Annotated in this window: 20 protein-coding genes; all 20 read right to left on the bottom strand. The window is 32.5% G+C overall.

The window, feature by feature from the left end:
• Positions 1-119: 119 nt before the first annotated feature.
• The 20 genes from CBI42_RS05840 to CBI42_RS05935 all read right to left on the bottom strand — a co-directional run bounded on the left by CBI42_RS05840 (position 120) and on the right by CBI42_RS05935 (position 14,718).
• Positions 120-1,253 (bottom strand): tyrosine-type recombinase/integrase, encoded by a 1,134-nt coding sequence (locus tag CBI42_RS05840; RefSeq protein ID WP_094753486.1) that lies wholly within the window; start codon positions 1,251-1,253, stop codon positions 120-122.
• Between the two features lie 64 nt (positions 1,254-1,317).
• Positions 1,318-1,545: a hypothetical protein gene (locus tag CBI42_RS05845; protein ID WP_004244165.1), complete on the bottom strand. Its 228-nt coding sequence runs from the start codon at positions 1,543-1,545 to the stop codon at positions 1,318-1,320.
• A 159-nt stretch (positions 1,546-1,704) separates the two neighbouring features.
• A complete protein-coding gene (locus tag CBI42_RS05850; protein ID WP_094753487.1) occupies positions 1,705-2,115 on the bottom strand; it encodes a hypothetical protein in 411 nt (136 codons plus the stop codon).
• 3 nt (positions 2,116-2,118) lie between these two features.
• Positions 2,119-2,574: a hypothetical protein gene (locus CBI42_RS05855; protein WP_094753488.1), complete on the bottom strand. Its 456-nt coding sequence runs from the start codon at positions 2,572-2,574 to the stop codon at positions 2,119-2,121.
• Between the two features lie 70 nt (positions 2,575-2,644).
• Positions 2,645-2,890 carry a DUF4160 domain-containing protein gene (locus CBI42_RS05860; protein ID WP_001127471.1) on the bottom strand — a complete coding sequence of 82 codons (246 nt, stop codon included), beginning with the start codon at positions 2,888-2,890 and terminating at the stop codon, positions 2,645-2,647.
• Complete coding sequence (locus tag CBI42_RS05865) at positions 2,883-3,134, bottom strand: hypothetical protein (RefSeq protein WP_094753489.1); 252 nt, start codon at positions 3,132-3,134, stop codon at positions 2,883-2,885. The genes CBI42_RS05860 and CBI42_RS05865 overlap by 8 nt, the downstream gene beginning before the upstream one ends.
• A 59-nt stretch (positions 3,135-3,193) precedes the next feature.
• A complete protein-coding gene (locus tag CBI42_RS05870) occupies positions 3,194-3,769 on the bottom strand; it encodes a hypothetical protein (RefSeq protein ID WP_256963635.1) in 576 nt (191 codons plus the stop codon).
• 64 nt (positions 3,770-3,833) lie between these two features.
• Positions 3,834-4,673: a hypothetical protein gene (locus CBI42_RS05875; RefSeq protein ID WP_094753490.1), complete on the bottom strand. Its 840-nt coding sequence runs from the start codon at positions 4,671-4,673 to the stop codon at positions 3,834-3,836.
• Between the two features lie 10 nt (positions 4,674-4,683).
• Complete coding sequence (locus tag CBI42_RS05880) at positions 4,684-5,559, bottom strand: LPXTG cell wall anchor domain-containing protein (protein ID WP_094753491.1); 876 nt, start codon at positions 5,557-5,559, stop codon at positions 4,684-4,686.
• 20 nt (positions 5,560-5,579) lie between these two features.
• Positions 5,580-6,698, bottom strand: coding sequence for a phage tail tip lysozyme (locus CBI42_RS05885; RefSeq protein WP_094753492.1), 1,119 nt, complete (start codon positions 6,696-6,698; stop codon positions 5,580-5,582).
• Positions 6,698-8,755 (bottom strand): hypothetical protein, encoded by a 2,058-nt coding sequence (locus CBI42_RS05890; RefSeq protein WP_094753493.1) that lies wholly within the window; start codon positions 8,753-8,755, stop codon positions 6,698-6,700. The genes CBI42_RS05885 and CBI42_RS05890 overlap by 1 nt, the downstream gene beginning before the upstream one ends.
• Before the next feature lie 11 nt (positions 8,756-8,766).
• Positions 8,767-11,274, bottom strand: coding sequence for an ATP-binding protein (locus CBI42_RS05895; protein ID WP_094753494.1), 2,508 nt, complete (start codon positions 11,272-11,274; stop codon positions 8,767-8,769).
• Positions 11,258-11,650: a TcpE family conjugal transfer membrane protein gene (locus CBI42_RS05900; protein ID WP_094753495.1), complete on the bottom strand. Its 393-nt coding sequence runs from the start codon at positions 11,648-11,650 to the stop codon at positions 11,258-11,260. Before CBI42_RS05900 ends, CBI42_RS05895 begins: the two co-directional genes overlap by 17 nt.
• A gap of 9 nt (positions 11,651-11,659) precedes the next feature.
• On the bottom strand, positions 11,660-11,878 hold the full coding sequence (locus tag CBI42_RS05905; RefSeq protein ID WP_094753496.1) for a TcpD family membrane protein: 219 nt from the start codon (positions 11,876-11,878) through the stop codon (positions 11,660-11,662).
• Positions 11,879-11,883: 5 nt separating this feature from the next.
• The gene (locus CBI42_RS05910; RefSeq protein WP_094753497.1) at positions 11,884-12,813 is read right to left on the bottom strand and encodes a conjugal transfer protein; all 930 of its coding nucleotides are present in this window, start codon (positions 12,811-12,813) and stop codon (positions 11,884-11,886) included.
• A gap of 16 nt (positions 12,814-12,829) precedes the next feature.
• A complete protein-coding gene (locus CBI42_RS05915) occupies positions 12,830-13,303 on the bottom strand; it encodes a hypothetical protein (RefSeq protein ID WP_094753498.1) in 474 nt (157 codons plus the stop codon).
• On the bottom strand, positions 13,300-13,773 hold the full coding sequence (locus CBI42_RS05920) for an antirestriction protein ArdA (protein ID WP_094753499.1): 474 nt from the start codon (positions 13,771-13,773) through the stop codon (positions 13,300-13,302). The genes CBI42_RS05915 and CBI42_RS05920 overlap by 4 nt, the downstream gene beginning before the upstream one ends.
• A gap of 17 nt (positions 13,774-13,790) precedes the next feature.
• Positions 13,791-14,003, bottom strand: coding sequence for a hypothetical protein (locus CBI42_RS05925; protein ID WP_094753500.1), 213 nt, complete (start codon positions 14,001-14,003; stop codon positions 13,791-13,793).
• Between the two features lie 17 nt (positions 14,004-14,020).
• Entirely contained in the window at positions 14,021-14,389 is a 369-nt protein-coding gene (locus CBI42_RS05930; RefSeq protein WP_094753533.1) for a hypothetical protein, read from the bottom strand.
• A 56-nt stretch (positions 14,390-14,445) separates the two neighbouring features.
• Positions 14,446-14,718, bottom strand: a complete 273-nt coding sequence (locus CBI42_RS05935) for a hypothetical protein (protein WP_094753501.1) — start codon at positions 14,716-14,718, stop codon at positions 14,446-14,448.
• Positions 14,719-14,823: the final 105 nt, after the last annotated feature.

Consider the following 14,823-nt stretch of genomic DNA (forward strand, 5'->3'; position numbering starts at 1 on the left):
AAAGCTAGACAAATACCGTCAATTATAGACATAAAGGCTTTTTTCTACATTCTTACTCCAAATATTATAGACTATTTTAGACATTTTTAGACATTTCTTGGTTACTTTTTGGTTAGCTTTTACAAGTCCATTTTATCCAATTTTTCAGTTATATTAAACTTCATCTGCTGCGTAACATGAGTATAAACTCCCAAAGTCATTTTCTCGTTCGTATGACCTACTCGTTCCATAATCGCCTTGATTGGAACTTCCAATTCTGCAAGTAAACTAATATGTGAATGCCTAAAAACATGAGTAGTCAATACAAAATCCTCTTCTTTTTGAACTCCACTTCTTTTAAAACTTCTCTTCAAAAAATCATTAAAAGAAAAAATCATAAAAGGATTCCCATTTTTCGTAAATATAAATCTTCCTTCACTTTCTAAAAGAAGATACTCTTTTATAATGCTTACTACTCGCTTACTAATACCAACAACTCGATAAGAAGCTAAGCTTTTAGGACTATCTAAAAATATCTCAGCCTTACTTCCGCTTGTATGTAATGTATGTTTAACTTCTAACGTTTTATTCTCAAAATCAATATCATCTATAGTCAAAGCCAAGACTTCTCCAAACCGCAAGCCTGTCAAATACATAAATTCAACAATTAAACGTACTCGCTGATTCTTTTCTTCCTTTTCTAAAAAATTCAAATACTGAAACATTTGAACCCTTGTTAAATACTTATTTTGTTTTCTCCTAATCTCTTTTACATTCTTTTTTCTTTTTGGTAAAACAACCTTTTCAACAGGATTCTCCATTATATAACCAATATCTAAACAATACTTAAAAAACAGATTCAATAAAACTTTCTTATTTTTTCTATGAACCGCAGAACATTCCAGCTCCAACAATATATTCTGAACTATATGACTTGTCACATCTACTAATAAGTAATTCTCTAACTTTCTGACTTCACCTATAATAGTATATTTCTGAGACTTAAACGTACTTCTTTTTAATTCTGTTTCACGAATTTTCAAATATTCTTCGTAGGCTTGTTTAACTGTAATATCCTTAACTACTTCCTTCTTCTTTTCTATTTTCTCCCTCTTTTTTTCTATTTTCTCATCCAGCAAAATTCTTGCTTGTTTCTGAGCTTGCCTTGTCTTAGAAGTTAAAGTTATAGAAACTTGTTTCCACTTATCCTCTTCTAAATCAAAATATTTTTCATAATATCTATATTTTCCATTCTCCAATTCTCTAAAAAACATTTTATACTCCTTTTAAAAATGAGTATATCTCTAGTCAATAACTATAGTATATCATTTTTTCCAATCAAATATATCTAACTCTCTCTCTATGCAGCAGAAATAGATAAAATCCTCTCACATTAATCAATACTTTTTGTCCTGTCCTAAAAGATATATCTTTAAATTCTTTCGTCTTTTGACTTTCGTCTAATCGCCTTTCAATAGTTTTAATACTAATCGAAGGGAAATAATTTGCTTTTAAATCCTTCTTTGATACACAAATATCAGGATAATTATTATATGATTTTTCCATTTTTATTCTCCTATTTCCGAACAAATTTTGAATACCTGGTTGAACCTTTTGACCTAAAATACGAATTTTATATCCTATCCTGGTTTCTTTATGTTCACTTTTTTTTCTCATAAAACGACAAAAAAACAAGCCATCTCTGACTTGTACTTTTTTTTATTTTTAAGACTGACTAATAGCCCCCATAAAAATACTACTCAATCCAATAACCACCAAAAATGCTCTTAATATTGGATTGTTAATAAAGAAAAATATTAAAATCAAACTAACTATTATTAAAATAACTGAAATGATTAAAAAAATAGTTCCTTCAATAGACACTCTTGACATACTTTTTGAAAAATATACTATCAATAATATCCCAACTATATAAAAAATGATTGCTCCTATAATATACAACAATGGCTGATTATTATTATGTCCCATTATCTTAAACGGAGAATTTGATGGATATTTCATCAACAATAACTTATTCAGTCCATCTAGTTTTACTAAATAAATAATAACAGATACTATATACATTATAAAAGATAAAATTTGAGCTGAAACTTGATACCATAATCTTTCAATCAATTTCTATTCTCCTCTATTCTCTCTCATACCACTAACTTGATTGATTATCTTTTCTTCCCTTACTAAATTAGCATATTTTTTTAAAGAAATTAAAATTATAAATAATAACACCAACAATACAATAAAATATAAAAGAATTGACAACCAAAAAATTCCATCATAAACCACATTATTTTCAATAGAAGCTGACATCATATTAGAACTGATCAACTTCAAAAAAGCAAACATCTTTTCTGTAAAACCTGTCAGAAACGTAATTAAAATAATTGTAATAAAAAGTGTAAATTTTACCTTTTCAACAGCTAATTGTGTTTCAACCATTATCTTTTTTGACTGAAATTCTTCATCTGTTAGCAATAAATATGCTTCAACACTACTAGAATAATACAACTGTTCTCGTTCATCTTCAGTTTTTACTATAAAATCTTTTATCCTTGTTTTAAAAGATTGTTGTACCATCATCTTCTCCTACTATTCTCTTAATGTATTATACCACAAAAAATAAAACAAGCCATTTCTGACTTGTCCTTTAATATGCACTTTTTTGGTATTCATTCCATAATGCCTGAAGTTCATCTGCATTTTCTAAAACATACTGTCTTACTATTTTCATATCTTTTGACTTTAACTTTCCATCACGAAGTTCACCATTTAAAAACATTGATCCAACTTCCTCGCCATGAATATAAATATGAATATGAGCCATCTGACCTTTATGGTTATGTTCATTCGGACGAATCTCGATACCATACTTTAAGAAAGAGTACTTAGGCATGTAATAACCCCACATAGTCCTTCCACGTTTCAAGGTAGTTATCACGATTCAATTCAATTTGTTTTTGTGCAAATCGAATGTCATAATCTGCCAAGTCAAAATCCTCTAAGACTTCACCAGTAAGAATACTAAATGTACCAATCAATTCTTCATCATCATACATACGCAGAATAGGATTGTTAGGATTGTTAGAAATATCTTCTTTGGTTACTTCTAAATTTGTCACACCAAACTCTTTAATCATGATTCCTTCTCCTTTCACTTTCTTTTATTATATCACTTTTTCTAAAATTGTCACTTACACTAATTATTCAATTCAGATAGTTTACTTTCAATACGATTCAAAAGCGCTTGCGCTTCTTCTGTACTGCAATAATCTTCTAGAGAAGCTAACTGCCCATGTATCTTTCTTAAAAGTGGATACACTTTACATATTTCACTATCTAACTTAGAATTTCTACTGGATAAATCAAAATTTTCTACTTTCAATCTTGTTACTTCTTGAGTTAATTTTGAATTTTGAAGTACAACTTCTTTCATCAAATCCATTGTATCTAAAATTTCTCTAGCTTTTGTAGTATTCTGATACAAAATTTCTCTCATCATTTTCTCTTGTTTCATTTCATCAGAAATATATTCTGTATCTTTTTTGATAGAAGCATGTTCTTGTGACAAACGATCATGTTCCTTAGATAAGCCACTATGCTCACTAGATAAACGATCATGTTCCATTTCACGTTCTTTTGACAATGCCTTCATTTCAGCTTTAAGACCACTATTATCTCTAGCTAATTTAATAGCAATACCAACTAATGAAGCTATCGTTGCAACAATTCCACTAAATGTTATCCAATCCATAATTGAATACTCCTCAATCATTTTTTCTCCTTTCTATCTTATCATATTTCCTAAAAAGAAAAAATAAGGCAAAGTTTCCTCTGCCTTATTCATTTACTAATCTTACTTTTACACCTTCCACTGTAAAAGCCTTTCTTCGACTTAAATCTAATCGAATCAATTTGAAATATAAATTTATTCTTTTTCCAAAAGGATATACTCTAAACACTAAATGATACATTTCATCTACATCGGAAAATCTTTTTTTCAAAGGAGACTTAAAAGGAGCTTCAAAACCTTTCCATGTTACTCTATAATGAGAAAGCCCCGTAAATCTTTTATAGTTCAAAAAACTTAATTCTACAATATCTTGATAATCCTTTTTCACCGCTCGCTGATTAATCGTCATCATTCGTTGGTTTGCATCGCCTTCATCAGCATCTGTAAAAAGATTGATTTTAGGAGGTAACTTATCTTTTAATTTTCGGATTCCAAGGTAGTCCTTATTTAAGATATTTTTGAATAGATACCGCTGAAATAGTTTTGCTTGAAACCACTCCATAAACTGATAAATACCAATACTAAAAAGAAACATTAAAATCCATAATTCAGATTCATTCTCTTGAAATGGAAAATCCAATGCTTTCGAAAAAATCCATAATAACACAAAATTTCTCATGAAGTAAAAAATAAATCTCTCAACTCCAAAACGCAACTTCAAAAAAGGACTAGCTAAGATAAATAAAACCATTAAAGATACTAAATAATCTGAACTAATTTCAAGTATTGCTGAAATTTCTTTAATCAGAACGGCACACGCTATCATTTCAAACACTAAAAATTGCCATTTAAAGGCTTGTCTAATAAGCCAATTCACTCCACAAATTGCAGATAATTTATACCCCAATTTATCAGATTCTCTCAAAATTCTAAACAACTCTTTCATCCTGTCTCCCTTAATTCAATTTACGTCGCCCCAAAACTGTCGCAATCAATCCTACAAATCCCCAAATAGTTGTGAAGATTGTACTAGCTGAACCTGTATTCGGAAGGACTTTTAACTGACCTTCTTTATCTTTCAAAGCGATTGTACCGTCAGACTGCTTCACAGCACCAATTTCATAAGGCTCTTTTTCAGCATAATCACCTTCGCTTGTTTCAACTACTACCTTCCCTTGATTGGTAGATACAACTGTATGACCTGTATTCGTTTCAATAGGCTGTTCTTTGATTTCTTCTTTAGTGACATTCAATGGTTTAGGTTCATCAGATTCTTTCACACCTACATTATCTTCTGCTTTTTGTTTTGCTTCCTTAATTTCAGGAGTATCTTCTACAGTAGGCTTCTTATCTTCTTTTGGCGTTTCTTCTTTCGGTTTTTCTTCCTTTGGTTTTTCTTCCTTTGGTTTTTCTTCCTTTGGTTTCTCTTCCTTCGGCTGTTCTGATGGAGTTTTAGGTTCTACAACAACTCCTGTATTATCCTTTTCCTGCTGTTTCTCAGAATCTTTTCCAAGATTTTCAGAAGGTTTATCTTCTTTTGGTTGATCTTCCTTCGGTTTTTCAGATGGAGTTGTAGGCTCTACCACAACTCCTGTATTATCTTGTGAAGGCTCTTTTTCTGTTTTATTACCTAAATCAAGATTCTCACCTTCAGTTTGAATAGCAGGAACAACAGCAGGCTTTTCTTCTTTTGGCTGTTCTGCCACAACTAAACCAGCAGTATCTTGTTTAGAAGCTACACTTCCACCCAAAGTTAATTCATCAGCATTTACACCAGCTACAAAGCCGCTTAATACAGTTACACAAACTAGTGTTACAATTTTTTTATTCATATTTTTTTCCTCTTTTTTCTTTATTTTCCAATTACATAATAAAAATTCTTTGCTTGTTCAGCAGTAAATACACGATAATCAGTAATTCCTGTTTCTTGCATTGGTTTAATTACATTACATTCAGAAATCAAAATTGAACCATCATCCCTCACATCTTCGACAAAGGCTACATGTCCATAAAAGCTATGACTACCTGCTTGCCCCCCTTGAAAGCTAAGAGCAGAATGTTTTGTAGGAGTATTCGTTACTTCATATCCTGACTTATGCGCCCAGTCTCGACCATTCCCCATGTATGGATCAAAATGTATTCCAAATTCTTTTGCTCTATTGAATACATACCAAGTACATTGACCATAAGGATAAGACTGAGTAATATAGCCTTCTTTTGTAATTTCCTTATCAATCGAATATCCACTAGGTAAATCAGTTGAAACTTGACCAAATGGTACATCAACACTACCAGCTATTGCGTTCCCACCTGAAGAACCATCAGATTCAATCGTACCTTTAAAGACTTCATACCACTTCTTACTATCCTTTTCCAGCTTCCCTAATTTTGTCTGACCGTCTGAAAGTGAGACACCTTCATAATGTTCAGACCAATATTTTGCACTTTCAAAAGGATCAGTCGCCTTTTGCATATAGTCTTTTACTTTTTTATAGCCATGATTCAACTCATAAGACATCAATTCCAGTTCCACCGTACTATCTAAAGTACGAGAACTAGCATTTCTCCATCTATCACCATTAATAGTATTATCCCAACCTGACCATTGAAAGTAACCAGCAACCCCACCTGATGGATTCGTTAGTTTAGGATCAAAGTCACTTTCTCTTTCGGCATTAGCAAGTGAACCACTAGCACCCTCTAAAGTAAATTTCTCTTTAGAGAGTTGCCAGTTTAGAATCTTAATGACATCTTCTGCTCTTTCAACAGAAATATTTGCCTTTTGAGCCACCTCTTGCGCTGTCAAACGTGTTCTTTTTCCAGTAGTAGAATCAGAAGAACCCTGACTTCCAGCAACAACAGCACCCATGACAAGTATCAAAATCAAGATAATAGGTAGAATACTTGTAAGATTCGACAGGAGAAAGGCAGCTACATATTTTTTTACCTGATTCTTAATTTGATTCTTCATTAAATCTTACTTCTCTTTCTGTCTATCGTAACATTCGGACGATTCTTTTTATTTTTTCTTCCTTGCTTTTTTGGACTAGAATTCCCCCCCTTCATTCGTTTTGTTTTAGAAGTATCAATTTTAGGATTCTTACCTGAATCCACTTGATTCATTCTTTGTCTATTCTTCGCTTGAAATTCTGCTTTTTTCCTTGCAAGTCTTTGTTCTTTCAATCGCTTCACTTCAGCATAAGATGAATTTTTCATTTTTCCTTGTGCCTTCGCTTTTTCAGTCAATTTATCTGCTTTTTCATTAAGCAATTCTTTTTTCATTCCACCTTTGAATGATTTTGCTCTAGCTTGATACAAGAAAGCCATAGCACGATTCCCTTTTTCTTTAAAGGAATTTACCGTACCTCTTACTCCATGCTTCATAGAAGCATATCTATTGCCAAATCTTCCAAGCGATTCATTTTTAGAATAAGAGCCATTAGAATGAGTACCTTTAGATTGAGTACCTTTAGATCGTAAACCTTTAAGGCGAGATTGTAAGTTGTCTTTACCCATCTTCAATCCACCTTTAGCAAATTGACCACCAGCAGAAAGTCCATTCTTACCAGCACCAAGCACTCTTTCACGAATCTTTTTAGTACCTTGATTAAGATTCAAGCCATTCATTCTATTTACAGGCAAGTGACCAATCCTTGAGAACATTGATAAAATCATATTCTTATTCTTAAACATCAAGAATAATAAAATAGCCTTTATGAATATCACGATCAGCACATTTTTACCGACTGCCAAGCTAATAAAATCTGTTAATGAGTTATAGAAAAATACAAACAGAGTTGTAGCTAACAAGGTCACAGACGATAAAATCAACATTGATATAGCCTTCTTATTGAATGAATGAATCATTCCTTCCATTTGAGGGAATAGACTAACCAATAAAATGAATGGTAACAAGAGAATCAAGAACACATAAATCATCAGGAAGAAGAATCTTGCAAGACCTAAGACTAGATAAACAATTCCTACTACGGTTACATCGATCAATGAAGAAAAAGCATAGCTAAACTTTGCGCCCCACTCACTTTTCAACATTTTGTTTTCAGGATCTTTGTCTTTAGCAATATCCTTGATTTTCTTACCACCAACTTCATAATCTCCATCACCTTGTTTATATCCAGCTAAATCTTCAAATTCTGCTTCAGATAACTGAAATTCTCCATCTTCTTTCAAAGGGGAATTCATGTACTTATACGATTTTACGATTGTTTCAGTAAAATAGACATCAATAGCATTGGAATTTTCATTCGTTAATGTTTTAGTAATCTGACCATTAAGAGAAATCGTAGTTGTTCTAAATCCATCATACAAATGAGTTAGTAAATACTTATTCTGACCATTTACATCTATTTTGATAAAGTAAAGACCAATAATTGTATAAATCAACAACATCTTCACAAATGCTTTAACTACGCTACCGTTACCAGTTGCGAACAAATACAGGAGATATACTGCCATACTTGCACCGATAATGTAAACTATCTCTTTACTGAATAGAGAAGAAAATACTTTACTAGAGTTACCTATGACATTATTCAATAAAGTTGATACATCACTCATTCCCTCAACTGCATTATAGATTCCAGCTATAATTGTGAAGATAAATTTTGACAACCAAAAAATAGCTTGCACAATCGAATTAAAGAAATAATTCATGTTTGAATCAAAACCAAAGAATTTCTTATCAAAGTAAACCTTGCTTGTTAGATCAGACATCTTCGACTTATAATTTTCATAAGTCAACTTTCTTGAATCTGCTTCTTTCTTTTCTAAGGCTTCTTTTGCTTCTCTACTCTTTCTTGCATTATCTAGTGTCTTTTTTGCATTATCAGCAGGATCAACTAATTTTGGTTTATTCGTATTCTTATCAAATTCAACAATATTAAAATTATTGTTTGGTAAAAATGGTGAACCATTATTAGTATTCGGCAAGGAAGGCTCAATCGCACCAGCTAAAACAGGAAGGAAAAAGATAGATAAAACAAACCCTAGTAAAATATTTCTTCTCATTTTTCCTCCTTCTATTGTACTGACACTAAATTAGATTTAACTGTTTCAAACAATGGTAATAATTCAGGGAAGATCGTACCATCAACAGTTATACGTTCTTTGCGACCAAACGTATCATAGTAGATACATTGTCCCATTGTCTGATTTTCAAGCCATGCTCTTGATAATTCATCATTTTCAACACGTAAATGTTCCAATATTGCTTCTGTTTCTGTATTTTCAGGAAAAGCAAATAAAGTACCAAAACCAGTTGTATCAGCACTTGTTTTCAAGTCTTTGACCGATTGAGTAATAAGCACCAAGAAATTGTTAAATGATCGTCCAGTACGTTTAACACGGTTAACTACTTGCCTTCCAGCAGGAGTTGACATAATCTGCCATGCTTCATCAAGATATAACATTGTTTCCTTGTCTTTCTCACGTTCTCCAAAAATCGCACAGAAATAGGTCAAAGCATACATAACAGTCAAACTTCTTAATTGTGTTTCAGTCATTTCATCTTTATCAGTCCCTTCAGGCATATCAAGACCAGCAATCTCAACAATAATTGTTTTATCATCAGTCTTTAGAACTTCTTGACTGCCATCAGAGAAACATAATGATAACAATGAATTTTTAGAAATTCTCTTTAGTAAATATCCAGCAGTTGAAACTTCCTCTTTTGACGATTTTTGCAATTCATCAAAGACTTGTAACATACCAACCTTTTCACCAGCTTTTCTACGCTCAATCACTTTATCAAGCGAATCTAAGAGATAAGGTTTAATCTTAATATAGGTATCCTTATCCAACACAGAAGCAACAAGTACGGTTGCCAACTCCGTCAACTCACCTTCATCTTGCAGGAATGAGAACGGATCAAGAACACCTTTATTTTCTTCCTTACGCATATCCAACGTAATAAAGCGAATAGATCGTATGTATTCTTGTAATTCTTCAGATTCACCTTTTTCTTCCAAGTCAGCTAACACAGATAAATATTGTGTTCGCATTTCAGCTTTTGGATCGACATACAACACTTTAACTTTTAACAATGAATGATAAGTAAAGAGTAATTTTGTCAAGAATGACTTACCGTTACCAGTCGCACCAGTAATCGCTGTATGAGGATTGCTTGTTTCTTTACCATGAACACCGATTTTATTGGCTTGTAACAAGTTAGTAAATACAACATTCGTACTATTATCTAAGGCACGTTTAAAATCTCCATACCATGAAGAACTTTCTTTATCAATTCGACCAATAGGAAATCCAACATCAGTACCTACTTTTTTCTTCGTAAAGAACAGATTCTCACAAAGACCACGCAGGCTTGAATATTGTAAAAAGGCTTCTCTATCACCATCAATCAATTCAGTCATTCTGAATTTATAGAATAGATAAACCTGATCAGCAACAGCCTTCACAATTTCAACTTCCATATCTTTCAATTTTGAAGCTAAAATATCATACTTAACATTCAATTCTTCAATGCTATCACCGGTAATCTGTAACAGGTGAAGGAAAGTAACCATAGGCTCTTTATTATCGTACTTCTCTTGAAAGTCTTCTAGTAACTGATAGCTTTCTAGGACTTCAATCTTTTGAACATCATCATTTTCTGCTGTTTCAGTCACCGTATTTCCAAGATTCTTACGCTTATTTCTTGCCCTTGTATTCAAGGAATAGATTCCACTTTTAGTTGAGAATTTCACTTTCAAGGCACCATTAACAGGGAAACCAATATTCTTAATTTCTTCTGCCAAGTGCAAGTAGGAAACATTCTTTGGATAAGCATATACAGGAATAGTTGCTACATAACTTTCTTCCTCACCATTGACCAGCTTCAAAGTGTTACCTGATCCAATTTCAATAATTGTTTCATCAACATTCTCAATCGAATTTTGAAGGGCAATAATTTCACTATCCTTATCATAGTATTGACCATTTAAGAAATGAATCCGATTCAACAACATCAAATCTTCTTTGACCACTTCTTGAATATTCAAAGCGTGTAATTTTGTTTGAAGCAATTCTTTTTGATCTTGCCATTCCTTCGACCAATCGACCTTCGGTAATTCTTCAAAACCAACCATTTTCATGACTGATTTTCTAACGTTAGCAACAGACTGCTTGACCGTCACTTTGAAATCAGACGATACATTGACTGATTTTAAAGGCACTACTAGATAATCTTTTGATTCTAACAAATATGTAACTTCTTCTTCTAAGCGTTCTGCCATATTAGAAATCACATAATTGGCCAATGGACTTGTGCCAACCCCCTTCTCAACATCGTGAGAAAGCAACTCAATTTTCTTTGCCAATTCTAAGTCAAAATTCAGAGTATAGATTCCAAAATCACTATATTCAGCAATACTTGATAAGTAATTGAATACTAAATCTTTTGAATCTTCTTTCTCACCATCTTCAATAGTGTTAATCACTTGTGGCTCAACTTCAAATACAGCCAGCACACTTCCATCTTTCAAGAGAATCAAGCTATCATCTATCGCCCAAATATTATTCGTTAATTCCACGATAAATTCTTCTCACTTTCTCATATTTTTTACCTTTACAGAGATACATTGTACTTCTCTTGCTATCATATTCTAGCCAAAATCTAAAATAATCAACCAAGAAACGAAACAATGTTTTACCATCAATTTTATTTTCAGCTAGTAAATTTCCACACCACCAGCCAATGAACAATGAACCCATGAATCGGTAACTCCAATCCAAGAAGGATACATACCCTAGCAAGAACCACGATAAAGCGAAACTTACTAGAGCATAGATAATAGTTGACATTTTCAATGCAAACGGTAAACTAAATTCCTCGTTTATTTTATGCACCCATATAGGCTGTCTAAATGCAGTAGTATAGACATACAGCTTTTTATCTTCTCTTTTCATATCATAGTCCTACTTGAATGCTTCAAGCAATTTAGACCAAATAGGTTTAGTCGCATTTAATACTGTTTCAGGATTTTCTAAAAAGAACAAAATGAACCCTGCAACCAATACAATTACAAACAATTTTCCTAATTGTTGCTCTTTCCATGCTTTAAGAGCCTTCATACCAGCAAAAAATGCTATTGCTGGAACACCGAATTTTGAAACTAAAAATTGAAATAATGCCATTTGTCTTATTCTCCTTTATCATCTTTTTTATTGAAATCTGCTGGGATAGTATGATCCATTTTTTCTACAAAATAGCTGTCTTTATCTTCTCTTAACTCAAAGCTAAAGTTTTCACTATGAGTTGTACCTGCAACATCAAGAGTAATTTGTGCATAAGCATAGATTTTCCCATCTTTCTCTTTAAAGTAGGTATAATCTAAACTCTTAAAAGTTGCACCACCAATAGACTTAATTCCATTAGAAATCAAATCCAAGTTTGCTTGACTGGTAGTGTAATTCTTAAAGAATAATTCCAAGAAAGAAACTAACTTTTTGCGTTTACCTTCTTCCATTTCATCATTCGCTACCAGCGATACATGATTTTCTTTATCCACTCCTTCAGCTTTAAAATCACTTACAGGAGAGAACCAAGACAAACCACTTACATAATACTTGCCATCTTTCACACCGTATGGAATCGAAAATTCAATTCCTACACGTTGATTCTTGTCATCTTTCTTCGTATCATAGATCACACGATAAACAGCGATACCATCTTTAGCACTCAACATTCTAGCACTAACAATATTCATCTCCTGCTTCGTCTGACCTTGATTCTTCACATCAGGAACACTTCCATAGTAATCATTCAACTTTGCGACATCTTCATCAGAAGAGCCACTTTTTGAATTATATGTAAAATATCTACTTACATATCCATCTAGGAACTGTTCTAAGGTACGGTCTGTTTCTTTTTTAGTTTCTACCACAGGTGCTTCAGAAAGCCTTGCCTTCATCTTCACAGTAGTTGCTATTGAAACAAACATGGTTAAACCACAGAAAAGAATAAAAGCAGATAAGCCTGCTAAAAAAATACGATTCGATTTTTTCTGACTTATCTGTTTCATTTTTACTTGCTTTTCTTTTCTTGGCTTCTTTAAATATAAATTTCTCATTTTTTCCTTTCTATGTTTACAAATTAACTTTTTTGTAGAAGCCAATAGGAGTATTTAAGATTTCTCCCTGCTCTACGAATCCTTGAAATACTGTCACCCAATTCCCACATTGAAAAAAATAATCAACAACCGATTTATAATCTAACTCTTTCGTCAATTCAAAAATTGTATCAACTTCATCTTTAGAACAAAATCTATAATATCTAGTTGCAATTTTTGTCACAGGAATATAATGCTGTAATTGAAATTTGACAATGTATTCATCACCATCATATAATTCCAACACTGCTTTCTTCAGCAAGTAAACCTCGTCTAACGACATGATTTTATCCACTTCCCAATCAGAAATCCCACAAATAAAAAAGTTGTCTTTGTCAATTCCTCTTTCATTTATTCTTTCAAGGACTTGTTCTTGACTGTACTTCATAATATCTAGTTCACAGAGAAATTCAAAATTTCCTTCTCTTAAAACTCTTATATTCGCTATCATCTTGATAAAAAGTAACCTTTATCTACAAAGCTACCACCTTCTTCTAAGCGAACATCACGACCAAACTTTTCATAGTCAAAATAGAGTTCTAATTGTTCCCTTGACAATTCAGCACCCAATTCTTCTACAACATATTCACCTAATTCTCTATCAGTTGAAACATCACGATATAAACTACAATTATCAAAATCAACACTTTCTAAAGCCTTTGGATCAGAGCTATCTGATTCAATGAATGATAGAACAATATCTTCATCTACATCTTCCACATTTTCAGCAAGATCATTCGCTAATTCTAAAGTTAAGCCTTCACAATTCAAAGCAGGTAATTCTTCAATAGATTGAATAGTAAAAACAACATCTTCTCTATCATATCCAAACTCAGAAGCAATGTATTCCACATCAGCAGGTAAAGAAAATTGTTTCACTTTCTTTGACCGTGTATCCATAATTAAAGCTGTTAAGTCCATATTTTCTCCTTTCTTAACTAACCTTCTACTTGTCTATTCAACTGTTCCAAATCAGCAACACTAAATAGACCATATCCAATAAATGCTGAACCCTCATAATCAACAATTTCAATCTGTTCATCATAAGAACCACTCAAACCAATCACAGACAACTTTCCAAAATATAAAGGCAAGCTAAACCAAGCCTGCCTTCCATTCTTTGGATTCTTAATCAATACCTTTGAAGCCATTCAGTACCAGCCATTTTCTATTGCAAAAAGTACCAACTATTGCCTTCATGACCGAGAAACACATAGGAATCTCCTAAACGACTAGCAATTTCTTCTTCATGTTCTTCTACATAAGCAGACAAACGATCTTCATTCACTAACTGCTCATATTCTCCATGATTCAAAATACCTGCAAAATCAATCAATGCTTCCTGCGTATCAACTTCTATAAACGAATTGACATACACATTATCAGGATTGTTACCATCAAACTGTCCAAACTCTACACCGTCAAAGTATTCATCTAAGCGTTCAATAATCTTTGCAGGTTCATCAAGCAACTTTTTTCCAAAATTGTAATACTTACACACATCAGAAAACTTATCATAGACGACTTTAATACTCATTTTTTCTCCTTCCAAATAAAAAAGGAAGCCATATTTGACTTCCTTCATTCCTTTACTTAAATTGAAGCTGAACGCTCAAAACTAGAACCAATCGCAAATGCACGAGTTGTTACCTTGTTAAGTTGCTTGTTCATATCATAGTAACTATTCAAATCACGCTTGATACACTCAATAACTTGATACGGTAGTTGCAATTCTTCATCATTTTTAAGAAGCGAACTCAATTCACCAGCCATAGTCCATGCTTGTTTAAATTCTTGATCCTTTAACTTTTTCGCTAGTTCAATCGACAACTCAATAATTTGTTTATCTTTTCCTTGTAAAACCATTTTTTATATCTCTTTTCTTCTTTAGTTTTTTATATTTTCAACCATAAAGCTGGAGAACGTTTCTTAACTTTCATCTATTCTCTCCCAAATAACCAATCTAACGAA

Origin of the sequence: Streptococcus sp. KR, assembly GCF_002238115.1 — a bacterium.
Taxonomy (GTDB): domain Bacteria; phylum Bacillota; class Bacilli; order Lactobacillales; family Streptococcaceae; genus Streptococcus.

Excerpts from the sequence above, each read along its gene's own strand:
- CBI42_RS05890 (WP_094753493.1), bottom strand. The coding sequence starts at position 8,755 with ATGAGAAGAAATATTTTACTAGGGTTTGTTTTATCTATCTTTTTCCTT.
- CBI42_RS05905 (WP_094753496.1), bottom strand. The coding sequence starts at position 11,878 with ATGGCATTATTTCAATTTTTAGTTTCAAAATTCGGTGTTCCAGCAATA.
- CBI42_RS05845 (WP_004244165.1), bottom strand. The coding sequence starts at position 1,545 with ATGGAAAAATCATATAATAATTATCCTGATATTTGTGTATCAAAGAAG.
- CBI42_RS05935 (WP_094753501.1), bottom strand. The coding sequence starts at position 14,718 with ATGGTTTTACAAGGAAAAGATAAACAAATTATTGAGTTGTCGATTGAA.
- CBI42_RS05870 (WP_256963635.1), bottom strand. The coding sequence starts at position 3,769 with ATGATTGAGGAGTATTCAATTATGGATTGGATAACATTTAGTGGAATT.
- CBI42_RS05860 (WP_001127471.1), bottom strand. The coding sequence starts at position 2,890 with ATGCCTAAGTACTCTTTCTTAAAGTATGGTATCGAGATTCGTCCGAAT.
- CBI42_RS05885 (WP_094753492.1), bottom strand. The coding sequence starts at position 6,698 with ATGAAGAATCAAATTAAGAATCAGGTAAAAAAATATGTAGCTGCCTTT.
- CBI42_RS05925 (WP_094753500.1), bottom strand. The coding sequence starts at position 14,003 with ATGGCTTCAAAGGTATTGATTAAGAATCCAAAGAATGGAAGGCAGGCT.
- CBI42_RS05910 (WP_094753497.1), bottom strand. The coding sequence starts at position 12,813 with ATGAGAAATTTATATTTAAAGAAGCCAAGAAAAGAAAAGCAAGTAAAA.
- CBI42_RS05915 (WP_094753498.1), bottom strand. The coding sequence starts at position 13,303 with ATGATAGCGAATATAAGAGTTTTAAGAGAAGGAAATTTTGAATTTCTC.
- CBI42_RS05875 (WP_094753490.1), bottom strand. The coding sequence starts at position 4,673 with ATGAAAGAGTTGTTTAGAATTTTGAGAGAATCTGATAAATTGGGGTAT.
- CBI42_RS05930 (WP_094753533.1), bottom strand. The coding sequence starts at position 14,389 with ATGAGTATTAAAGTCGTCTATGATAAGTTTTCTGATGTGTGTAAGTAT.
- CBI42_RS05840 (WP_094753486.1), bottom strand. The coding sequence starts at position 1,253 with ATGTTTTTTAGAGAATTGGAGAATGGAAAATATAGATATTATGAAAAA.
- CBI42_RS05855 (WP_094753488.1), bottom strand. The coding sequence starts at position 2,574 with ATGGTACAACAATCTTTTAAAACAAGGATAAAAGATTTTATAGTAAAA.
- CBI42_RS05865 (WP_094753489.1), bottom strand. The coding sequence starts at position 3,134 with ATGATTAAAGAGTTTGGTGTGACAAATTTAGAAGTAACCAAAGAAGAT.
- CBI42_RS05880 (WP_094753491.1), bottom strand. The coding sequence starts at position 5,559 with ATGAATAAAAAAATTGTAACACTAGTTTGTGTAACTGTATTAAGCGGC.
- CBI42_RS05900 (WP_094753495.1), bottom strand. The coding sequence starts at position 11,650 with ATGAAAAGAGAAGATAAAAAGCTGTATGTCTATACTACTGCATTTAGA.
- CBI42_RS05920 (WP_094753499.1), bottom strand. The coding sequence starts at position 13,773 with ATGGACTTAACAGCTTTAATTATGGATACACGGTCAAAGAAAGTGAAA.